This is a genomic window from Prosthecobacter dejongeii, from assembly GCF_014203045.1.
In the GTDB taxonomy this organism is placed as follows: domain Bacteria; phylum Verrucomicrobiota; class Verrucomicrobiia; order Verrucomicrobiales; family Verrucomicrobiaceae; genus Prosthecobacter; species Prosthecobacter dejongeii.
The window spans coordinates 241,149-254,801 of the sequence record NZ_JACHIF010000008.1; the positions used below are offsets into that span (position 1 = coordinate 241,149).

Below are 13,653 nucleotides of genomic sequence, written 5' to 3' on the forward strand. Positions count from 1 at the left end.
CCTTTTGCGTCTATTTCATCCTTTTTGTTATGTCATGCTTTATGCCTCGATTTGACGGGTGCCTGAACGGTTTGCTCAAGACTTCCATTTTGATGTGGTTCTCGGCTGTATCTTCGCTTTCAGCAGGGGAATTTGACACTATATCCAACCTGGCTTCTGGTCGCAGTGGCTGTACCGCGACCCTGATGACAAACGGGGAGGTTCTGATCGCCGGAGGACTAGGAATCGGAGATCTGGCCCTGGCCTCGACGGAAAGCTGTGACATGCGCACGGGCAGGGTGGCGGAGTCCACTCCCCTCGCGGCGGCGCGTAGCGGTCATACAGCTCTGCTCCTTCGTTCAGGACGCGTTCTTGTAACTGGCGGGACTGGAACAGGCGGGGTCATGTCTTCTTGTGAAATATTTGATCCGAAGACCCGGGTTTGGTCCACCGCTGCGGCCATGGGACAGGCGCGCAGCGGACATACCGCAACCATGCTGTCTGATGGACGGGTGATGGTCGCTGGGGGGCTGGGAAACGGAACTGCTCTTGCGTCTGTGGAGATCTATAACCCTGCCGCAAACCAATGGACCGCGGCTGATGACCTGGGAACGGCGAGGCAAGGACATACGGCTTCTCTGTTGCAGGATGGTCGTGTGTTGGTACTCGGGGGGCAGGGGACCGGAGGACAAACCCTGGCTGTGGCTGAAATCTACGACGTAACAGCTAACCAATGGGATGGAGCTCTTTCCATGGCAACGGCCCGTCATCACCACACTGCTACACGTTTGGTGGATGGTCGGGTGCTCGTGGCTGCGGGGCAGGGCAGCGGACCCTTGACTTCCGTGGAGATTTTTCAGCCAACTTCGGGGCTGTGGAGTACAGCAGATGCACTTTCGACCGCAAGATCCCATGCGGGTGCCATTCTGTTGGTGGATGGTAGGGTGCTTGTGCTCGGTGGCCAAAATGCCGGGACACCGTTGGCAGCTTCTGAGATTTTTGACCCGGAGACAGGCGATTGGTCTTCTGCCGGCGAGGACCTCACCCAGGCGCGTCATTCTGCGGCCGCCCTTGCATCTCCGCAAGGTGACGTGTGGGTGGTGGGTGGTCAGGGAACTTCAGGAAAGGTGGCTGCCGTCGAACGGTGGCGTCATCTGGCTCCCAAGTGGCAGCCTGCGACAAGCATGCCTGCCGTACGTTATCTGTCTTCATCCGTTTTGCTTACCGATGGAAATGTTTTGATAAGCGGGGGCTCCCGCCCAGGAGGCACGTACTCCAGTGTGGTCGTCTATCAAACTGGGAGCGGACAATGGGCCGCCACAGGCAGCCTGCTTACTGCGCGTTATCTGCACAGTAGCACCCTTTTGCATGATGGCCGGGTCCTGGTGGCGGGCGGTCTCGGGTCCAACAATATTCCGCCTGTGAGCTGCGAAATATTTGATCCAGTGGCAGGGACGTGGAGTGCTTCAGGAAATTTGGGCACAGGTAGCTACTACCATACGGCAACGTTGCTATGGGATGGCCGGTTGCTTCTCGCCGGAGGCACCTCCACAGGGGGCATCCTCAGCAGGGCGGCTTTGTTTGATCCTTTGTTGGGCACATGGCAGATCACCGGGAGTTTGATGCTCGCCCGTTCGAACGCCTCTGCCAGTTTGCTCAAAGATGGCCGGGTCATGGTCAGTGGCGGGATCTCTCCGTTGGGACTGGCCAGCGCATCGGTGGAGATTTATGATCCGGTGACGGGAGCCTGGTCTTCAACAGGGAGCATGGTGCATGCGCGCAGCTTCCATACCTCTAATTTGCTGCCGGATGGACGAGTACTGGTCACAGGCGGTAACAATGATGAATCTCAACCGGAGGAGGAAGCTGAAATTTACGATCCCGGTACTGGACGATGGTCCGTTGCTGGCAGCATCGCCATGGCTCGCTATCTCCACGAATCGGTTTCGCTGCCCAGCGGAGAGATCATTATTCTTGGTGGATTGGATGTTAATGCCAATTCAATCTCCGCAGCGGAAATCTTTGATCCTCACACATCAAAGTGGACTGTGACCACCCCCATGCCAGATAGCCGCTACTACATGAATGTCGTATTGTTAGGGGCTGGGAAGGTGCTGGTGGCTGGTGGTATCGGAACCGAAGGCGCTTTGGATTCAGCTGCAATCTATGATCCCGGCCAGTCTGCAAAGCTGCAATCCAGACCCTTGGTCAACTTGGCTGTTTTCGATTCAGGCGACCGACTAGTGGTGAACGGCAGTGGTTTCACAGATCGTCCTGAAGCTGGAAGCGGGACGACACAGAATTCCGCAGTCAATCATCCGATGGTTCAGTTAAAGTATCTAACGAACGGATATTCGGTCTTTGTCGAAGCCGATAGCACTTCGGCCTTTTCCGATTCGCTGTTTTCTTCCGCACAGGTTAGAAATGTCCCGGTGGGGCACGCTTTGCTGACATTGTATTCGGCTGGAGTGCCCAGTTCCGGGAAAATAGTTTATGTACCTGAGCCTGCGGTTGCTAAGCTGCGAGTACAACAGCCTGCAGGTGCTGACTTTGCCAGCGGTGGCCAGACCAATTTCGGCTTGGTCCTGGTGGGGCAGGAGAGCAGCCGCACCTTTGTGATCACCAATGCGGGACGTTCAGATCTCATCTTTACCAGCGGTCTGGAGGGGGGAGATGCCTCCATGTTCAGTATTACGTCTTCTCCGACCTCTCCTTTGTCCGGTCCAGGCAGCAGCACGGAATTGACGATCCGGTATAGACCCACGGGACCCGGGCCACGGGCGGCCACACTGAGGATATCCAGCAATGATCCGGACCGCCCTGACTTTACGGCTCTTCTTCGCGGCACCAGCTTTTCCAGTGATGCGAATCTGTCCGGTCTCGAGGTGAGTTATGGTTCATTCACGCCAGTGTTTTCTCCGGCAGTCACCGCTTACAGCCTGGAGGTTCCTAATGGAATTTCCACCTTGAAGGTGACTCCTTCGCTCGCTCAGGCGGCAGCGACTTTGAAGGTCAATGGGGTGGTAGTAAGTTCAGGGCAGGCCAGTCCGAATATTCCACTGAATGTTGGGGTGACTTCCATTCAGATTGTCGTGACGGCGGAGGACGGTGTGGCCCAAAAAACTTATGGGTTGAGTGTCGGTCGTTCGGGGCCGGTAGAAATGGTTGTTGAAGAAGCTTCGGGGAGTACCTTGGTTGATGGGGGGACAAGCGATTTTGGTCCGTTGCTGACTGGCTCGGCTCTGACGAAAATCTACACCGTCCGCAATCTCGGATCTGATCATCTGACCGGACTGCAAATTCTCAAGGAAGGTTCGCAGGCTACGGATTTTGAGGTGCTGAGCCTCCCGGTGGCTCCGCTTGCAGGTGGTGGCACGACAACTTTTAGTGTTCGATTCACCGCCTCATCCGGTGGAGCCAAAACTGCGTTTCTTCGGATCAGCAGCAACGATGTGCTGCGCAATCCTTATGACATCCGTGTCACCGGTCATTCTCTGGCTTTCAATGTGGATGGAGACAGTGATGGTCTGAGTGACGCAGCTGAGTTTCAGATGGCGTCTCTGGGCTTTGACTGGCAGGTGGCGCAGGCAAGCCGAGTACAGACCTATTTTTCCACAGCCTCTGGTGCCGGTCTCTACAATTCAGCACAGATTGAGACCCTCCATGTTGGCAAGCCTCTGCTCAGGCGTGATCCTCAAACGGGACACTTTACTTTGACCGTGGGGCTGCGTCGTTCTACGAATTTGACGTCTTTTACCTCATTTCCACTCACTGCACCCCAGGTGACTATCAACGCTCAGGGGAAACTGGAGTTCCGGTTCAATCCTGCGGGACCGGTGGAGTTTTTCAAAGTGGATGCCGAGTGATCGGGGAAAGGAAAAATCACAAAAAAACCGCCGGGAGCACCCCAAGGACTCCCGGCGGTTGATGTGAGGAGTTTATCAACTCCGGGTAGATCCTATTTTTCCACCCAGCGGACAGCTTCCATGAGCAGTTCGCGTGCGGAGGCAAGACCCAGTTTCTGGCGGATGTTAGCTTTGTGAGCGTCCACGGTTTTGGCACTCAGTTGAAGCTTCTCGGCGATTTCGTGAGAGTCAAAGCCACGGCCCACCATTTCGAAGACTTCAAGCTGGCGGTCGCTCAGCATGCGTCCTGGTTCACCACGGGAGCCGGAGCGGGGACCGCCACCGGAAACGATGCTGCCAAGAAGATTGGCACTGAAGAAGAAACCACCCCCGAGCACCTGGCGAACGGCCTGGAGCACACGGACTGCGCTTTCTCCCTTCATGATGTAGCCCATCGCGCCGGCACGGAGGCAGCGTTCGGCATACACGTTTTCATCATGCATGGAGTAAACCAGGACATGAATTTCTGGATGGCTCTGCTTAAGTTTTTTAACAAGATCCACACCGCTGCGGTCTTTCAGGGTGATGTCCAAGATGATAACATCAGGCTTCAGCTTGGGGATTTGGAGCAGAGCCGTATTGGCATCTTCAGAACTGCCAATGATCTGGAGGTCTTCTTGATTTTCGAGGATTTTCTTCAGACCTTCGATCACGATCGGATGATCATCGAGGATGTAGATTTTGTATTTCACGGTTTGTATTTTTGCTTTTGGTTTGGTTTTGTCGTCGCTTGGGGTGACCCCTCCTCGGAAGGTAGGGGAAATTTGCAGGTGATTCTGACGCCTCCTTCAGGAGGGCAGTTCACAGAAAAGTCAGCATGGATCAGGCTGGCGCGGTAATGCATGACACGGAGGCCGATGCCTTCAAAGCCTGGGCGGCAATCAAAAGCGCGGCCATCGTTGTAAATTTCCATCACCGCTTGGGTCGGGCCTTCTTGACGGAGGCTGATCTCGATGTGAGTCGGGTTGCCATGCCGAATGGCGTTGTTGATGGATTCTTGGGCGATGCGGAAGAGGTGACTGCTGATGCTGGAATCCGTCACTTTAACCTCCATCTCCGTGATGAAGGTACACTCCCGTCTAAAACTGGTCCTGACAGTATCTGCTAACAACTCCAGAGATGCAGCCAAGTCACGATGTTGGATCGCGGTTGGGGACATGTTGCGGGAAAGTTGCCGCACTTGTTGGATTGCCTGCCGCACAAGCTCATGAATGCGGGCTGCTTCAGATTCCTCAGTGCCTTTTAGACGTAGTTGGAGCATCTCTACCAGGGCACCAATACCGGTCAGCAACTGGCCCACGCCATCATGAAGATCATGGCCGATGCGGGCTTGCTCCTGCTCAATGGCCTCCATGAGGTGATGTTGCAGTCGCTGTTGCTCGGTGATGTCAATCGCCGTGATGATGAAGCCTTCGATTTGCTGGTCAGCATTGCGCGTGGCCGTGTTATGGACCTGGATGATGCGAAGGTCACCCGACTTAGTTCTTGCACGTGAGATGGCCGTCACGCGGGGGGCTCCTTCGATTAGTTTTTTTAATCGTTCACGTGCGCGAGGTAGCTCCTCCGTATCTACCAGACCGCTTTCCCAGATGGTCTTTCCTACGAGTTCCTTGGCAGAATAGCCGGAGATTTTCTCCACCGCTGGATTGACCTTTTGAATGTGGCCTTGGAGATCAACCAGGCCGATCATCGCGGCAGATTCTCGAACTAACGTATCATTGAGTTGCGATTGTCTTTTTAGCTCTTGCTCTGCCTGACGCCTCGCACTGATATCGGTGAAGATGATGATGCCCTGGCCACTTTCATGGGCGGTATCTGGTAGGAACGTGACGGCTGCGTGTGCGTAGAGACTTTTTCCCTCGCGGCGCTTGAGCGTGATCTCTATCTCTCGCCTAGGTTTGGAGTTGGCCTCCACCACCTGTTTCCAAAAATCTTCTTCCGGTCTGTTTTGCCCATCCAGTAAATCTGGAATGCGCATTTGTATGAGCTGCTTATCCGTGTAGCCCAACATGTATCGCAGCGCGGAGTTCACTTTCGTGATTTGCAAAGTCGTATCGAAAACGGCTACTCCTGAAGGGTTGTTTTCGAATAAGCCGCGGTAGTAAGCGGCCTGCCGGCGGGTGAATTCTTCGGCGGCGAGTTGTTCCCGAATATCACGTGTGGTGACGAGAACTCTTTCTCCCGGTAGCCTTCGTAGCACCACCTCCACCTTATGTTTGCCACCGTCTTTTTGCAGGTGAGACCCGCGGATGGTCACCTTCTGGCAGGTTTTCGGAAGAGTGGGTTCCTTTTTCTTTCCTAAATCCATCTGCACCACGTGCTTGATGGAACGACCGTGCAATTCTGCCTGTGTGTAACCTAAAGTATCTAAAGCACCTTGGTTGGCAAAGAGGATGCGCCACTGCTCATCCACCAGAAAGATTCCGTCCACCCATTCCTCCACCAACGTGCGACAAAGTGCATTGAGGGATGCTTCATTTCGCAGGGCCTGGGTGGAAAGTGCGAGTGGTGTGATCACTTGCACAAAACCGATGGCCCTCGTCATCTCCCCTTGGGAGTTTCTTCGCAGGGCCCTCCAATCATGCTGAATCCACTCCCAGCGACCATCCCTACAGGCCACCCTCATCTGGACGGTGACGGTCTCTGCTTGGCCGCGTGTCAGTGTTTCGCGCCCTAGGCGTACCCGTTCCAAATCGTCTGGATGCACAAGTGAATCCCAGCCTTCGGGCAGAGACTGAATTTCTTCGGAGGCGTATCCGTAAAGCCCTGCCAGACGTTCACCATTCTCGATCAACTGCTGGCTTTCGAAGTCATAAATGTAAGCCACTCGATCTTCGATGCCATCAATCCAGGCGTTGCAAAGAGGCTCTGAATCCTGGCTGTCGAGGAGGGCTGATCTGGCTGAGTAACCGTTACGTCGTTCGATTTTGTGAACGAGGTTTCTTTCCTCAAGATCCATCTCACTCAGCTCTCCTTTGGCTGCAAACACCCCCTCTACGCGATCATGAGGATCTCGGAGAATATAGTTTTGCTGGGGGTTTAGACTCACTTTTTCAGTAAGAAATATTTTCGTTTTTAAATTTCAAATGGCAGCCTTAGGAAAGCTGATCCTGGGCTAGGTGCAATTCTTTTTTCTAAATACGCACGAAGTAGCTGCAAATGGTCTTCCCTAGGCCGCTCTCTACAGGGCGGCCACGCTTATTCAAAACCTCCTTGGGAATTTGAAGGCAGGATTCCTTTAATGCTCGTTTGAAGATCTCAAACGGCTATTTTTTCATGGGGTATATTCACGCCATTCATCCGTGGAATGGTGGCCTGATCCGTTCATTGTCAGCATGATGCGAACATGGGAACCGATTTTAAACGACCAAGAGTGATTGGTGCTGCCCAAACGTGTCATTTTTGAGAATCGTTGGTTCCAGGATTCTCTCGTCTTTTGAGGGAAATGCGATGAATGCCTTTCCTTAAAACAGGCACTTGAAAATTTACAATCAAACCAGTCTTCAATCCACTGAGTTTTAGCCAAGTTTCCATGCCCCTTCGTTCCATTTCAGGCATTTCCTCACACGCCAGCACTCTTACCATGAGTGCCTCCTCGATAACGAAATCTAAGCTCGCCGCCGCAAGGATCTGCTGACCACGATAGATGAAATTCAGAGGTTTACCGCGCTCATAGGGAATCTCCAGAGTTCGTAACTCGACCGCCAAACACTCCTCGTAGGCTTCACGTGTCAGTCCCGGGCCCAGTGTAGCATGTACTTGCATGCAGGCACGAATGACGATGTGCGGAAGGTCTTGAACGTCCATAGAGGATTACCTCGAATTTGAACACCTTGAATCAATACAAGCACATTCTAAAGCTGTCGCTTGTCGCATGGATAAATTTAAGAAATCTGGCATTCTTGTCAAAGTCTCATGGCTTTTATTTGCAGGGTTGGCCGCGAGCTCACAGGTCTTCTTCTCTAGCGATCTCTTTGGTGAGCGGTTTCTCATTTTGAGCTTTGAAGTTGCTCATTGATCATTAAAACTCCATCACCATGCCAAAAAACAGCCTCTCTAAAGACGAAGTCAAATCCATGCTTTTGCTAGCCTGCGAGCGCATCATCGCTGCTGAGCCGGAGCTTTCTGAGGCAGATCGTAACCTGGGCGATGGTGATCATGGACTGGGGATGGAACGCGGGATGAAGGCAGCGACTGAGAAATTGAATAGCGGTGAAGTCGAGTCGGTCGAAAAAGCATTTTCATCTGTCGGGATGGCGATGATGAGCAGCATGGGAGGAGCTTCCGGAGCGATTTTCGGCACCTTCTTTCGCCATGGAGGCAAAGCTTTGAATGGGCAAGAAACTTTGGATGCGGCAGGACTTGCGGCATTTTTGCAAGCTGGTGTCGAGGGGGTAAAGCAGCGTGGAGGTGCTGCGGTGGGAGATAAAACAGTGGTGGATGCAATGCAGCCGGCGGCAGATAAGGCAAGCCAAGTAATGAACCAAACCTTGAGCGATGCGATCGTGGCTATTCACGAGGCCTCTCTAGCTGGACTGGAGGCGAGCAAAAGCATGATCGCTAAATTTGGTCGTGCCAAAACCTTAGGAGAGGCCTGTCTCGGTTTTCCTGATGCGGGTGCCCTTTCAGTAACCGTCATCCTCGAGGCGATGAAGGACTACATCTCTCAGTGAATGTGAACCAACCTGTATTATGGGGGCCAGTTACGAAGCATCTCATGCCCTTCGCGAAAGCGAGGGGCTAAGGAAATGGCATCTAGCAGATGTTTTTTGGCCTGGAATTTGTCTCGGCTTTTGTGCAACTGGGCTAGGTGGAAATGAGTTTGGGCGGCTGTCTCAGGCGCGAGAATTAAAACTCGACGATAGCTTTCAATGGCCTCCTCAGTGCGTCCCTCGGCTTCGGCTGCTTCTGCAAGTGCTTGCTGAGGAGTCTTTAGAAAGGGATTAAGGGCAATGGCCCGTTGAGCTTGCGTGCGCAGAGAAGTCCAATTTTTTTGCGAACGATCTTCTTCAATCAAGCGCAGAAAAACAGGCATGGCACTGCTCTCATGCTCAGCGATGTAGCGGAGAATTTGAATCTCCTCATCTTTACGCCCCAATTTGTTCAAGGCGTCTGCTTTGATTTGGTAGCCACTCTTCACACTAGTGTCCTCCGGAACGAGGCGAATGAGTTGATCTGCTGCCAGAATGACCTCTTCCCATTTTTCCTGTTCGCGCATCATCTGCACATAACTTTGAGTGGCTAACAAATGATTGGGATGACTTTGGCGATAGATTTTGAGGGAGTCTAGATCTTGGAGATTGACCTCTTCAGGTTTGGGCTTTTGCCAATCCGCGAGAGATCCAAACTGCTTTTGTGCTTGTTCTTTGAAGTATTTTTCAAACTCCTTTTCGAGTTTACCTAATTCTTCAGTGTGGGCGGCCAAAGCTTCATTGATACGTTTGCCCTCAGCTAGGTCTTTGAGAATACGCTGGATGGAATCCTGCCCGAAACGTTCTAAAAGCCAGGCGACGACACGACTGGACTGAAAGTAAGCGAACATCAGGTGATCTTCATCCTGAGCATTTAAAAAAGCACTGGTCAGTTCACCGATGGGAGTGATCGCTTCTTCGTCCAAAATCATCTGGCGGAACTCTGCGTTCATGTTCATACCCCAGGCAGGATTTTTTAGAGTTTCTTCATGCACACTGATGCCTTCACTAAGCCAGCGAGGCATTTTGTTGCGAGTCAGCGTCAGGGTGACAACATGACAAAATTCATGCCACAAGGTGGCCTCCCAGTTGTTTCGCCCATGGGCCAAACCGCCAGGGCTATTCATGGTGATGACGGTGCCGAAACAGACACCTAGGAGGCCCTGGCCGCCCAGACTGCCGAAGGTGCGAATGGCGAAGTCTTGCTGGGCTCCGAAAAATTCCACCATGACTGGTCGCTTGAGTTCGAGTCCATACTTAGCAGCTAAGACTGATTTGGCATCACGCAAGAGAGTGAGGGCTCGCTCGCCATAGATGGGCCAGTCTCGCTTCGGCATTTTGAGAATGAAGTCATCATAGCTCTGCGTGACATACCCCTTCATCTGCGCTTCTAAAAGACCGATGTTGTGGGCCTGGATGTTGTAGCCATCATGGTCACGAATTTCAGCCGCCAGTTTCCAGGCTTCATCTTCTTCTCCTAGACGCAAAAGGTCATGGCAGAGCTGCACTTTTGCCGGAAGAAAGGTCGGGGCAAAGGCGAGCGCCTGTCGCTGATGGGCCTGCCCTTCAGCAAAGCGATAAGCGCGCGAAATCACCCGACCAAGGATATGATCTACCTCTGGGTTTTGTGCCCAGCGTTGCAGGCCTCGCTGACGCGCAGCGATGACTTTGCCCTCCCCCGCAGCACTGAGACGAGCCACCGCAGCGCGTAGCGCCCAGGCTTCTGGACAGTTTTCACGAACATCTAGCACTTTCTGGATCGCTGCCTCAGCATCCATGAATTTCTCTGCGCCAATGAGCATCTCTGCCTGTGCTAGGTGGGCTTCCGCTTGAAGAGGATTCAGCTCCAGCGCACGGGCAATGTTTTCCATCTGCTTTTCACGATCGCTGCTGGCAAAAGCCAGAGCAAGCCCTGTACGGAGGAGGGCGGTTTCACCATGGGCTTTGAGTCCGGCGCGAAAGACATCCGCGGCACGGGCATCATCGTCTTTAGTTAGGGCTAGATGGCCTTCGGCTAGATAGGCTGCTTCAAGTTTAGGCTCCTTTTTTTGTGCGACCGTGAAATACTGTTCAATGACTTTTTTGGCATCGGCTCCCAATGCTAACGCCGCTTGGCCTAAAGATACCCAATCTTGGGCGGTTCGATCTTGGGGACGTTTAGTCTTGGCGGCTGCATTGACCGCCGTTAAAGCCTTATTTGCTATGTCCTTGCGGCCTAATAATATGGCATTTTCATGCTGAAGCATGAGGAGCTCTAAATTTTCGGGGAAGGTATTTACCGCTAACTCAACTTCATCTCGAGCGGTCTCTTCCTGACCTTGACGCATGAGGGCCCGTATTCGCATGAGTCTCCATTCAGGGGCTTTCATCCCGCGTTGGATAGCAGCTTCGCAAATGCGTCCGCACAACTCGTAATCTCCTTTGGCCAGTAATTGGGCCACGGGAGCTAAATTCCGATCTTCAAACAAGCGGTCAAGATCCAGCTCCTGTGCCAATGACGGCAACAACAGCGAACAACTGGCGGCGATCAGGCAGAGAATTCGGCAGCGCATGGCAGAGAGCAAAGCACAGAACGTGCGTGCTAATAGCAATCCTGCGTTAATTCAGCACGTTCATTCAAGATCGATCACTTCCTAGAGGGGGCTATTAGCCTGCACGGATATGAGTCGAAGAGCTTTTGGCTAGCAAAACTCGCCATAAAAAAACGGGGATGCATGTTGCATGCATCCCCTCAGATCGGAATCCACTCTCAAATTGAGGTGGAAAATTTACATCAGCGGCCGAAGTCACTGACGGGTAGTAACTCCGTCGAAATCGGAGACAAGTTGGCGGAAGAGGCTGCCAATTCATCACCTTCAAAGTGGCGGCTTAGCAAGATGCCTTCAATCTCTAGTTCCTGCTGCTGAGGCAGCGCCTCTTTGATTAATTCGCTGTCAACTGCAAAGGAAGGCTTATTTTGTAAGATCGCAGGAATGGAACCATCGGAAGTCATTGCAAAGTCGGCTCCTTGATGAGTTGCGGAACCTACAACTCCCAATGTTCCCCATGCTGCAAAGATGGCAAAGCCAGCGGTGGCCGTCGCAGTGGCCCATTTGGGCGAAATGATATCGCTAAAAAAGGTATTCACACGTTCCCAGAGCAGTCCCCGGGCAGATTGGCGTAGAAGCTCAGAGCGCTGACGCTCGCGAAACTGGGTCACAAAATCTTCCACAAAATCATCACCAGGAGTCTCATACTGTTTCAGACGAAGCAGCCTTTGGATGTTTTCGAATTCGTTCATGGTAGTGCGTCGGAGTTGTATCAAGAGCGTAATGTTAGCAGGAACTGTGTCACCTTACGAAATCTTCAAGATATGTTTGAAGAAGCCGATGAGCGTAGAAAAGCCTAGATCTCACAGTGCCTTCTGAAACACCGAGAATTTTGCTGATCTCGTTGTGTTGAAGGCCCTGGACATCGTAGAGAGTCACTACGGTTCGGTGATCTTCGGACAGCTTCATCATTGCTGTGTTCAATCTTTTTTGCAGCTCATGGATATTTACCTCACGGACTGTATCGCGATTGGCCGTGGTGATTTTGATAAAATCGGGGTCATTTTGGATCCCGCTATCCACATCATCCAGGCTGATCTTGGCATGACGCCCGCGTTTTTTAAGGAAATTAAGGGTCATGTTCACCGAGATCGAATAGATCCAGGTGTAAAAAGACGATTTCCCCATAAAACGTTTCAGAGAACGGTAAGCCTTCGCAAAGATCTCCTGAAGCAGGTCGGCGGTATCCTCCCGGTTGGAGGTCATGTTGTAAACGAGGCCGTAAAGCTTGGGGGTATATTTACGCACCAATTCATCAAAGGCGCGGGTGTCACCTGCCTGGGCACGCTCCACCAGCGCGCGATCTTCGGCTGCGCTGCTGCTGGCTGGGGGCTGATCCGGCGTGGTCTCCATGGTTCCTCTGACCGAGCGATCCGAGTCGCACGATCCATCAAGCAAACCATCCATCGGGGTATCAGACAAGCTTTTCTTCGAGTAAAGGGTTGATTCAGGGGCGGGTAAGACGCACAGCAACGTGGTCACAACCAGGTAAGATACGTTTGCGAAGCTGTACGGTGACAGTCTTTACAGCAAACTCGTCTAATAAACAGGCAGCGATCTCTGCCGCCAAAGTTTCGATCAATTGTCGGGGTTTCTCCGCCGCTAGAGCGCGTAACCGAGTCGCAACGGCCGAATAATCCGTGGTTTGGTCGAGCTGGTCGGCCATTTTTTCAAACCGATTGGCGATCTGGAAAGTTACATCAGCCTGGAGGGTTTGCCAATTTGCACGTTCTTCATCTGGGACACCTATTTGGACTGGCAGATCCAGCCCTTGGATCAAGATTTCGTCTGCAGGGGAATTCATATTTGTACTGTCAACGAGCGCATGAGACGTGTCAAAGCCGACAGGTTTTTTACCAGAATGTCCGGCTCCGCCTGCATGAGTGTGGGAATGGATTCATACCCGGTAGCCGTGGCGATGGTGGTCAGGCCCCCCACTTTACCTGCTTCAATGTCATGTCGCATGTCGCCAACGAAAGCTGTTTCGTGCGGGTTAAGATCATGCTGTGCCAAGAGGGTGGGGACATGAGCGCATTTATCAATGATGCCACAGTGGAAATGCTCAAAGAAGTGCGAGACGCGATTGACCATAGCCTGAGACTGCACGTGCTCTAGGGGAGCACTGCTGCAAATGAACATGCGCCTGCCGGTATCCGCTGCAAATTGGAGAAACTCTTGAGCATGATCGAGCATCGGGACCGAGTGAGCCGTCTCTTCGGGAAAGTGCTTTAGATACAGTGCCTGGAGATCTGTGAGAGGCACATCGGGCAGGATATGCCGATAAAATTCAGTGTAGGGGAGCTGGAAGACCTCGCGGAATTGATCTCGAGTAAAGGGCGGCTTGGCATAGTGGGCCATGACGCCATTCGTAGCGGCAATGACGGCCCCTAGATCGTCGGCCAGTGTGCCTGACCAATCGAGGATGAGGTTTCGGATCATGCGCTTACTTTTAAGACCCTGTTCACCTGCTAAACAACCTGGGATTTACTC

The 13,653-nt window shown here is 52.6% G+C and carries 10 protein-coding genes; 2 read left to right on the top strand and 8 right to left on the bottom strand.

Annotated features, from left to right (window positions below; translation table 11 throughout):
- The first annotated feature begins 41 nt into the window (after positions 1–41).
- On the top strand, positions 42–3,845 hold the full coding sequence (locus HNQ64_RS18065; protein WP_184211251.1) for a kelch repeat-containing protein: 3,804 nt from the start codon (positions 42–44) through the stop codon (positions 3,843–3,845).
- A gap of 92 nt (positions 3,846–3,937) precedes the next feature.
- Here HNQ64_RS18065 and HNQ64_RS18070 read toward each other — a convergent pair whose 3' ends face one another.
- The 3 genes from HNQ64_RS18070 to HNQ64_RS18080 form a co-directional block, all read right to left on the bottom strand.
- Positions 3,938–4,576 (bottom strand): response regulator, encoded by a 639-nt coding sequence (locus tag HNQ64_RS18070; protein ID WP_184211253.1) that lies wholly within the window; start codon positions 4,574–4,576, stop codon positions 3,938–3,940.
- The gene (locus HNQ64_RS18075) at positions 4,573–6,933 is read right to left on the bottom strand and encodes a PAS domain S-box protein (RefSeq protein ID WP_184211255.1); all 2,361 of its coding nucleotides are present in this window, start codon (positions 6,931–6,933) and stop codon (positions 4,573–4,575) included. The genes HNQ64_RS18070 and HNQ64_RS18075 overlap by 4 nt, the downstream gene beginning before the upstream one ends.
- Before the next feature lie 347 nt (positions 6,934–7,280).
- Complete coding sequence (locus HNQ64_RS18080) at positions 7,281–7,691, bottom strand: GxxExxY protein (RefSeq protein WP_184211257.1); 411 nt, start codon at positions 7,689–7,691, stop codon at positions 7,281–7,283.
- A 230-nt stretch (positions 7,692–7,921) separates the two neighbouring features.
- Here HNQ64_RS18080 and dhaL point away from each other — a divergent pair, with 230 nt between their 5' ends.
- A complete protein-coding gene (gene dhaL, locus HNQ64_RS18085; RefSeq protein WP_184211259.1) occupies positions 7,922–8,557 on the top strand; it encodes a dihydroxyacetone kinase subunit DhaL in 636 nt (211 codons plus the stop codon).
- A gap of 17 nt (positions 8,558–8,574) precedes the next feature.
- Here the strand turns inward: dhaL and HNQ64_RS18090 are convergent, their stop codons facing one another.
- The 5 genes from HNQ64_RS18090 to HNQ64_RS18110 all read right to left on the bottom strand — a co-directional run bounded on the left by HNQ64_RS18090 (position 8,575) and on the right by HNQ64_RS18110 (position 13,602).
- Entirely contained in the window at positions 8,575–11,127 is a 2,553-nt protein-coding gene (locus HNQ64_RS18090) for a peptidase MA family metallohydrolase (RefSeq protein ID WP_184211261.1), read from the bottom strand.
- A 221-nt stretch (positions 11,128–11,348) separates the two neighbouring features.
- Complete coding sequence (locus tag HNQ64_RS18095) at positions 11,349–11,855, bottom strand: hypothetical protein (RefSeq protein WP_184211263.1); 507 nt, start codon at positions 11,853–11,855, stop codon at positions 11,349–11,351.
- A 49-nt stretch (positions 11,856–11,904) separates the two neighbouring features.
- Complete coding sequence (locus HNQ64_RS18100; protein ID WP_184211265.1) at positions 11,905–12,516, bottom strand: sigma-70 family RNA polymerase sigma factor; 612 nt, start codon at positions 12,514–12,516, stop codon at positions 11,905–11,907.
- A 94-nt stretch (positions 12,517–12,610) separates the two neighbouring features.
- Entirely contained in the window at positions 12,611–12,967 is a 357-nt protein-coding gene (locus tag HNQ64_RS18105) for a dihydroneopterin aldolase (protein WP_184211267.1), read from the bottom strand.
- Positions 12,964–13,602, bottom strand: a complete 639-nt coding sequence (locus HNQ64_RS18110) for an HAD family hydrolase (RefSeq protein ID WP_184211269.1) — start codon at positions 13,600–13,602, stop codon at positions 12,964–12,966. The genes HNQ64_RS18105 and HNQ64_RS18110 overlap by 4 nt, the downstream gene beginning before the upstream one ends.
- Positions 13,603–13,653 lie beyond the last annotated feature (51 nt).

Bases quoted from the DNA above. Each gene is read 5' to 3' on its own strand.
- dhaL (WP_184211259.1), top strand. From the start codon at position 7,922: ATGCCAAAAAACAGCCTCTCTAAAGACGAAGTCAAATCCATGCTTTTG.
- HNQ64_RS18095 (WP_184211263.1), bottom strand. From the start codon at position 11,855: ATGAACGAATTCGAAAACATCCAAAGGCTGCTTCGTCTGAAACAGTAT.
- HNQ64_RS18080 (WP_184211257.1), bottom strand. From the start codon at position 7,691: ATGGACGTTCAAGACCTTCCGCACATCGTCATTCGTGCCTGCATGCAA.
- HNQ64_RS18105 (WP_184211267.1), bottom strand. From the start codon at position 12,967: ATGAATTCCCCTGCAGACGAAATCTTGATCCAAGGGCTGGATCTGCCA.
- HNQ64_RS18100 (WP_184211265.1), bottom strand. From the start codon at position 12,516: ATGGAGACCACGCCGGATCAGCCCCCAGCCAGCAGCAGCGCAGCCGAA.
- HNQ64_RS18110 (WP_184211269.1), bottom strand. From the start codon at position 13,602: ATGATCCGAAACCTCATCCTCGATTGGTCAGGCACACTGGCCGACGAT.
- HNQ64_RS18090 (WP_184211261.1), bottom strand. From the start codon at position 11,127: ATGCGCTGCCGAATTCTCTGCCTGATCGCCGCCAGTTGTTCGCTGTTG.
- HNQ64_RS18065 (WP_184211251.1), top strand. From the start codon at position 42: ATGCCTCGATTTGACGGGTGCCTGAACGGTTTGCTCAAGACTTCCATT.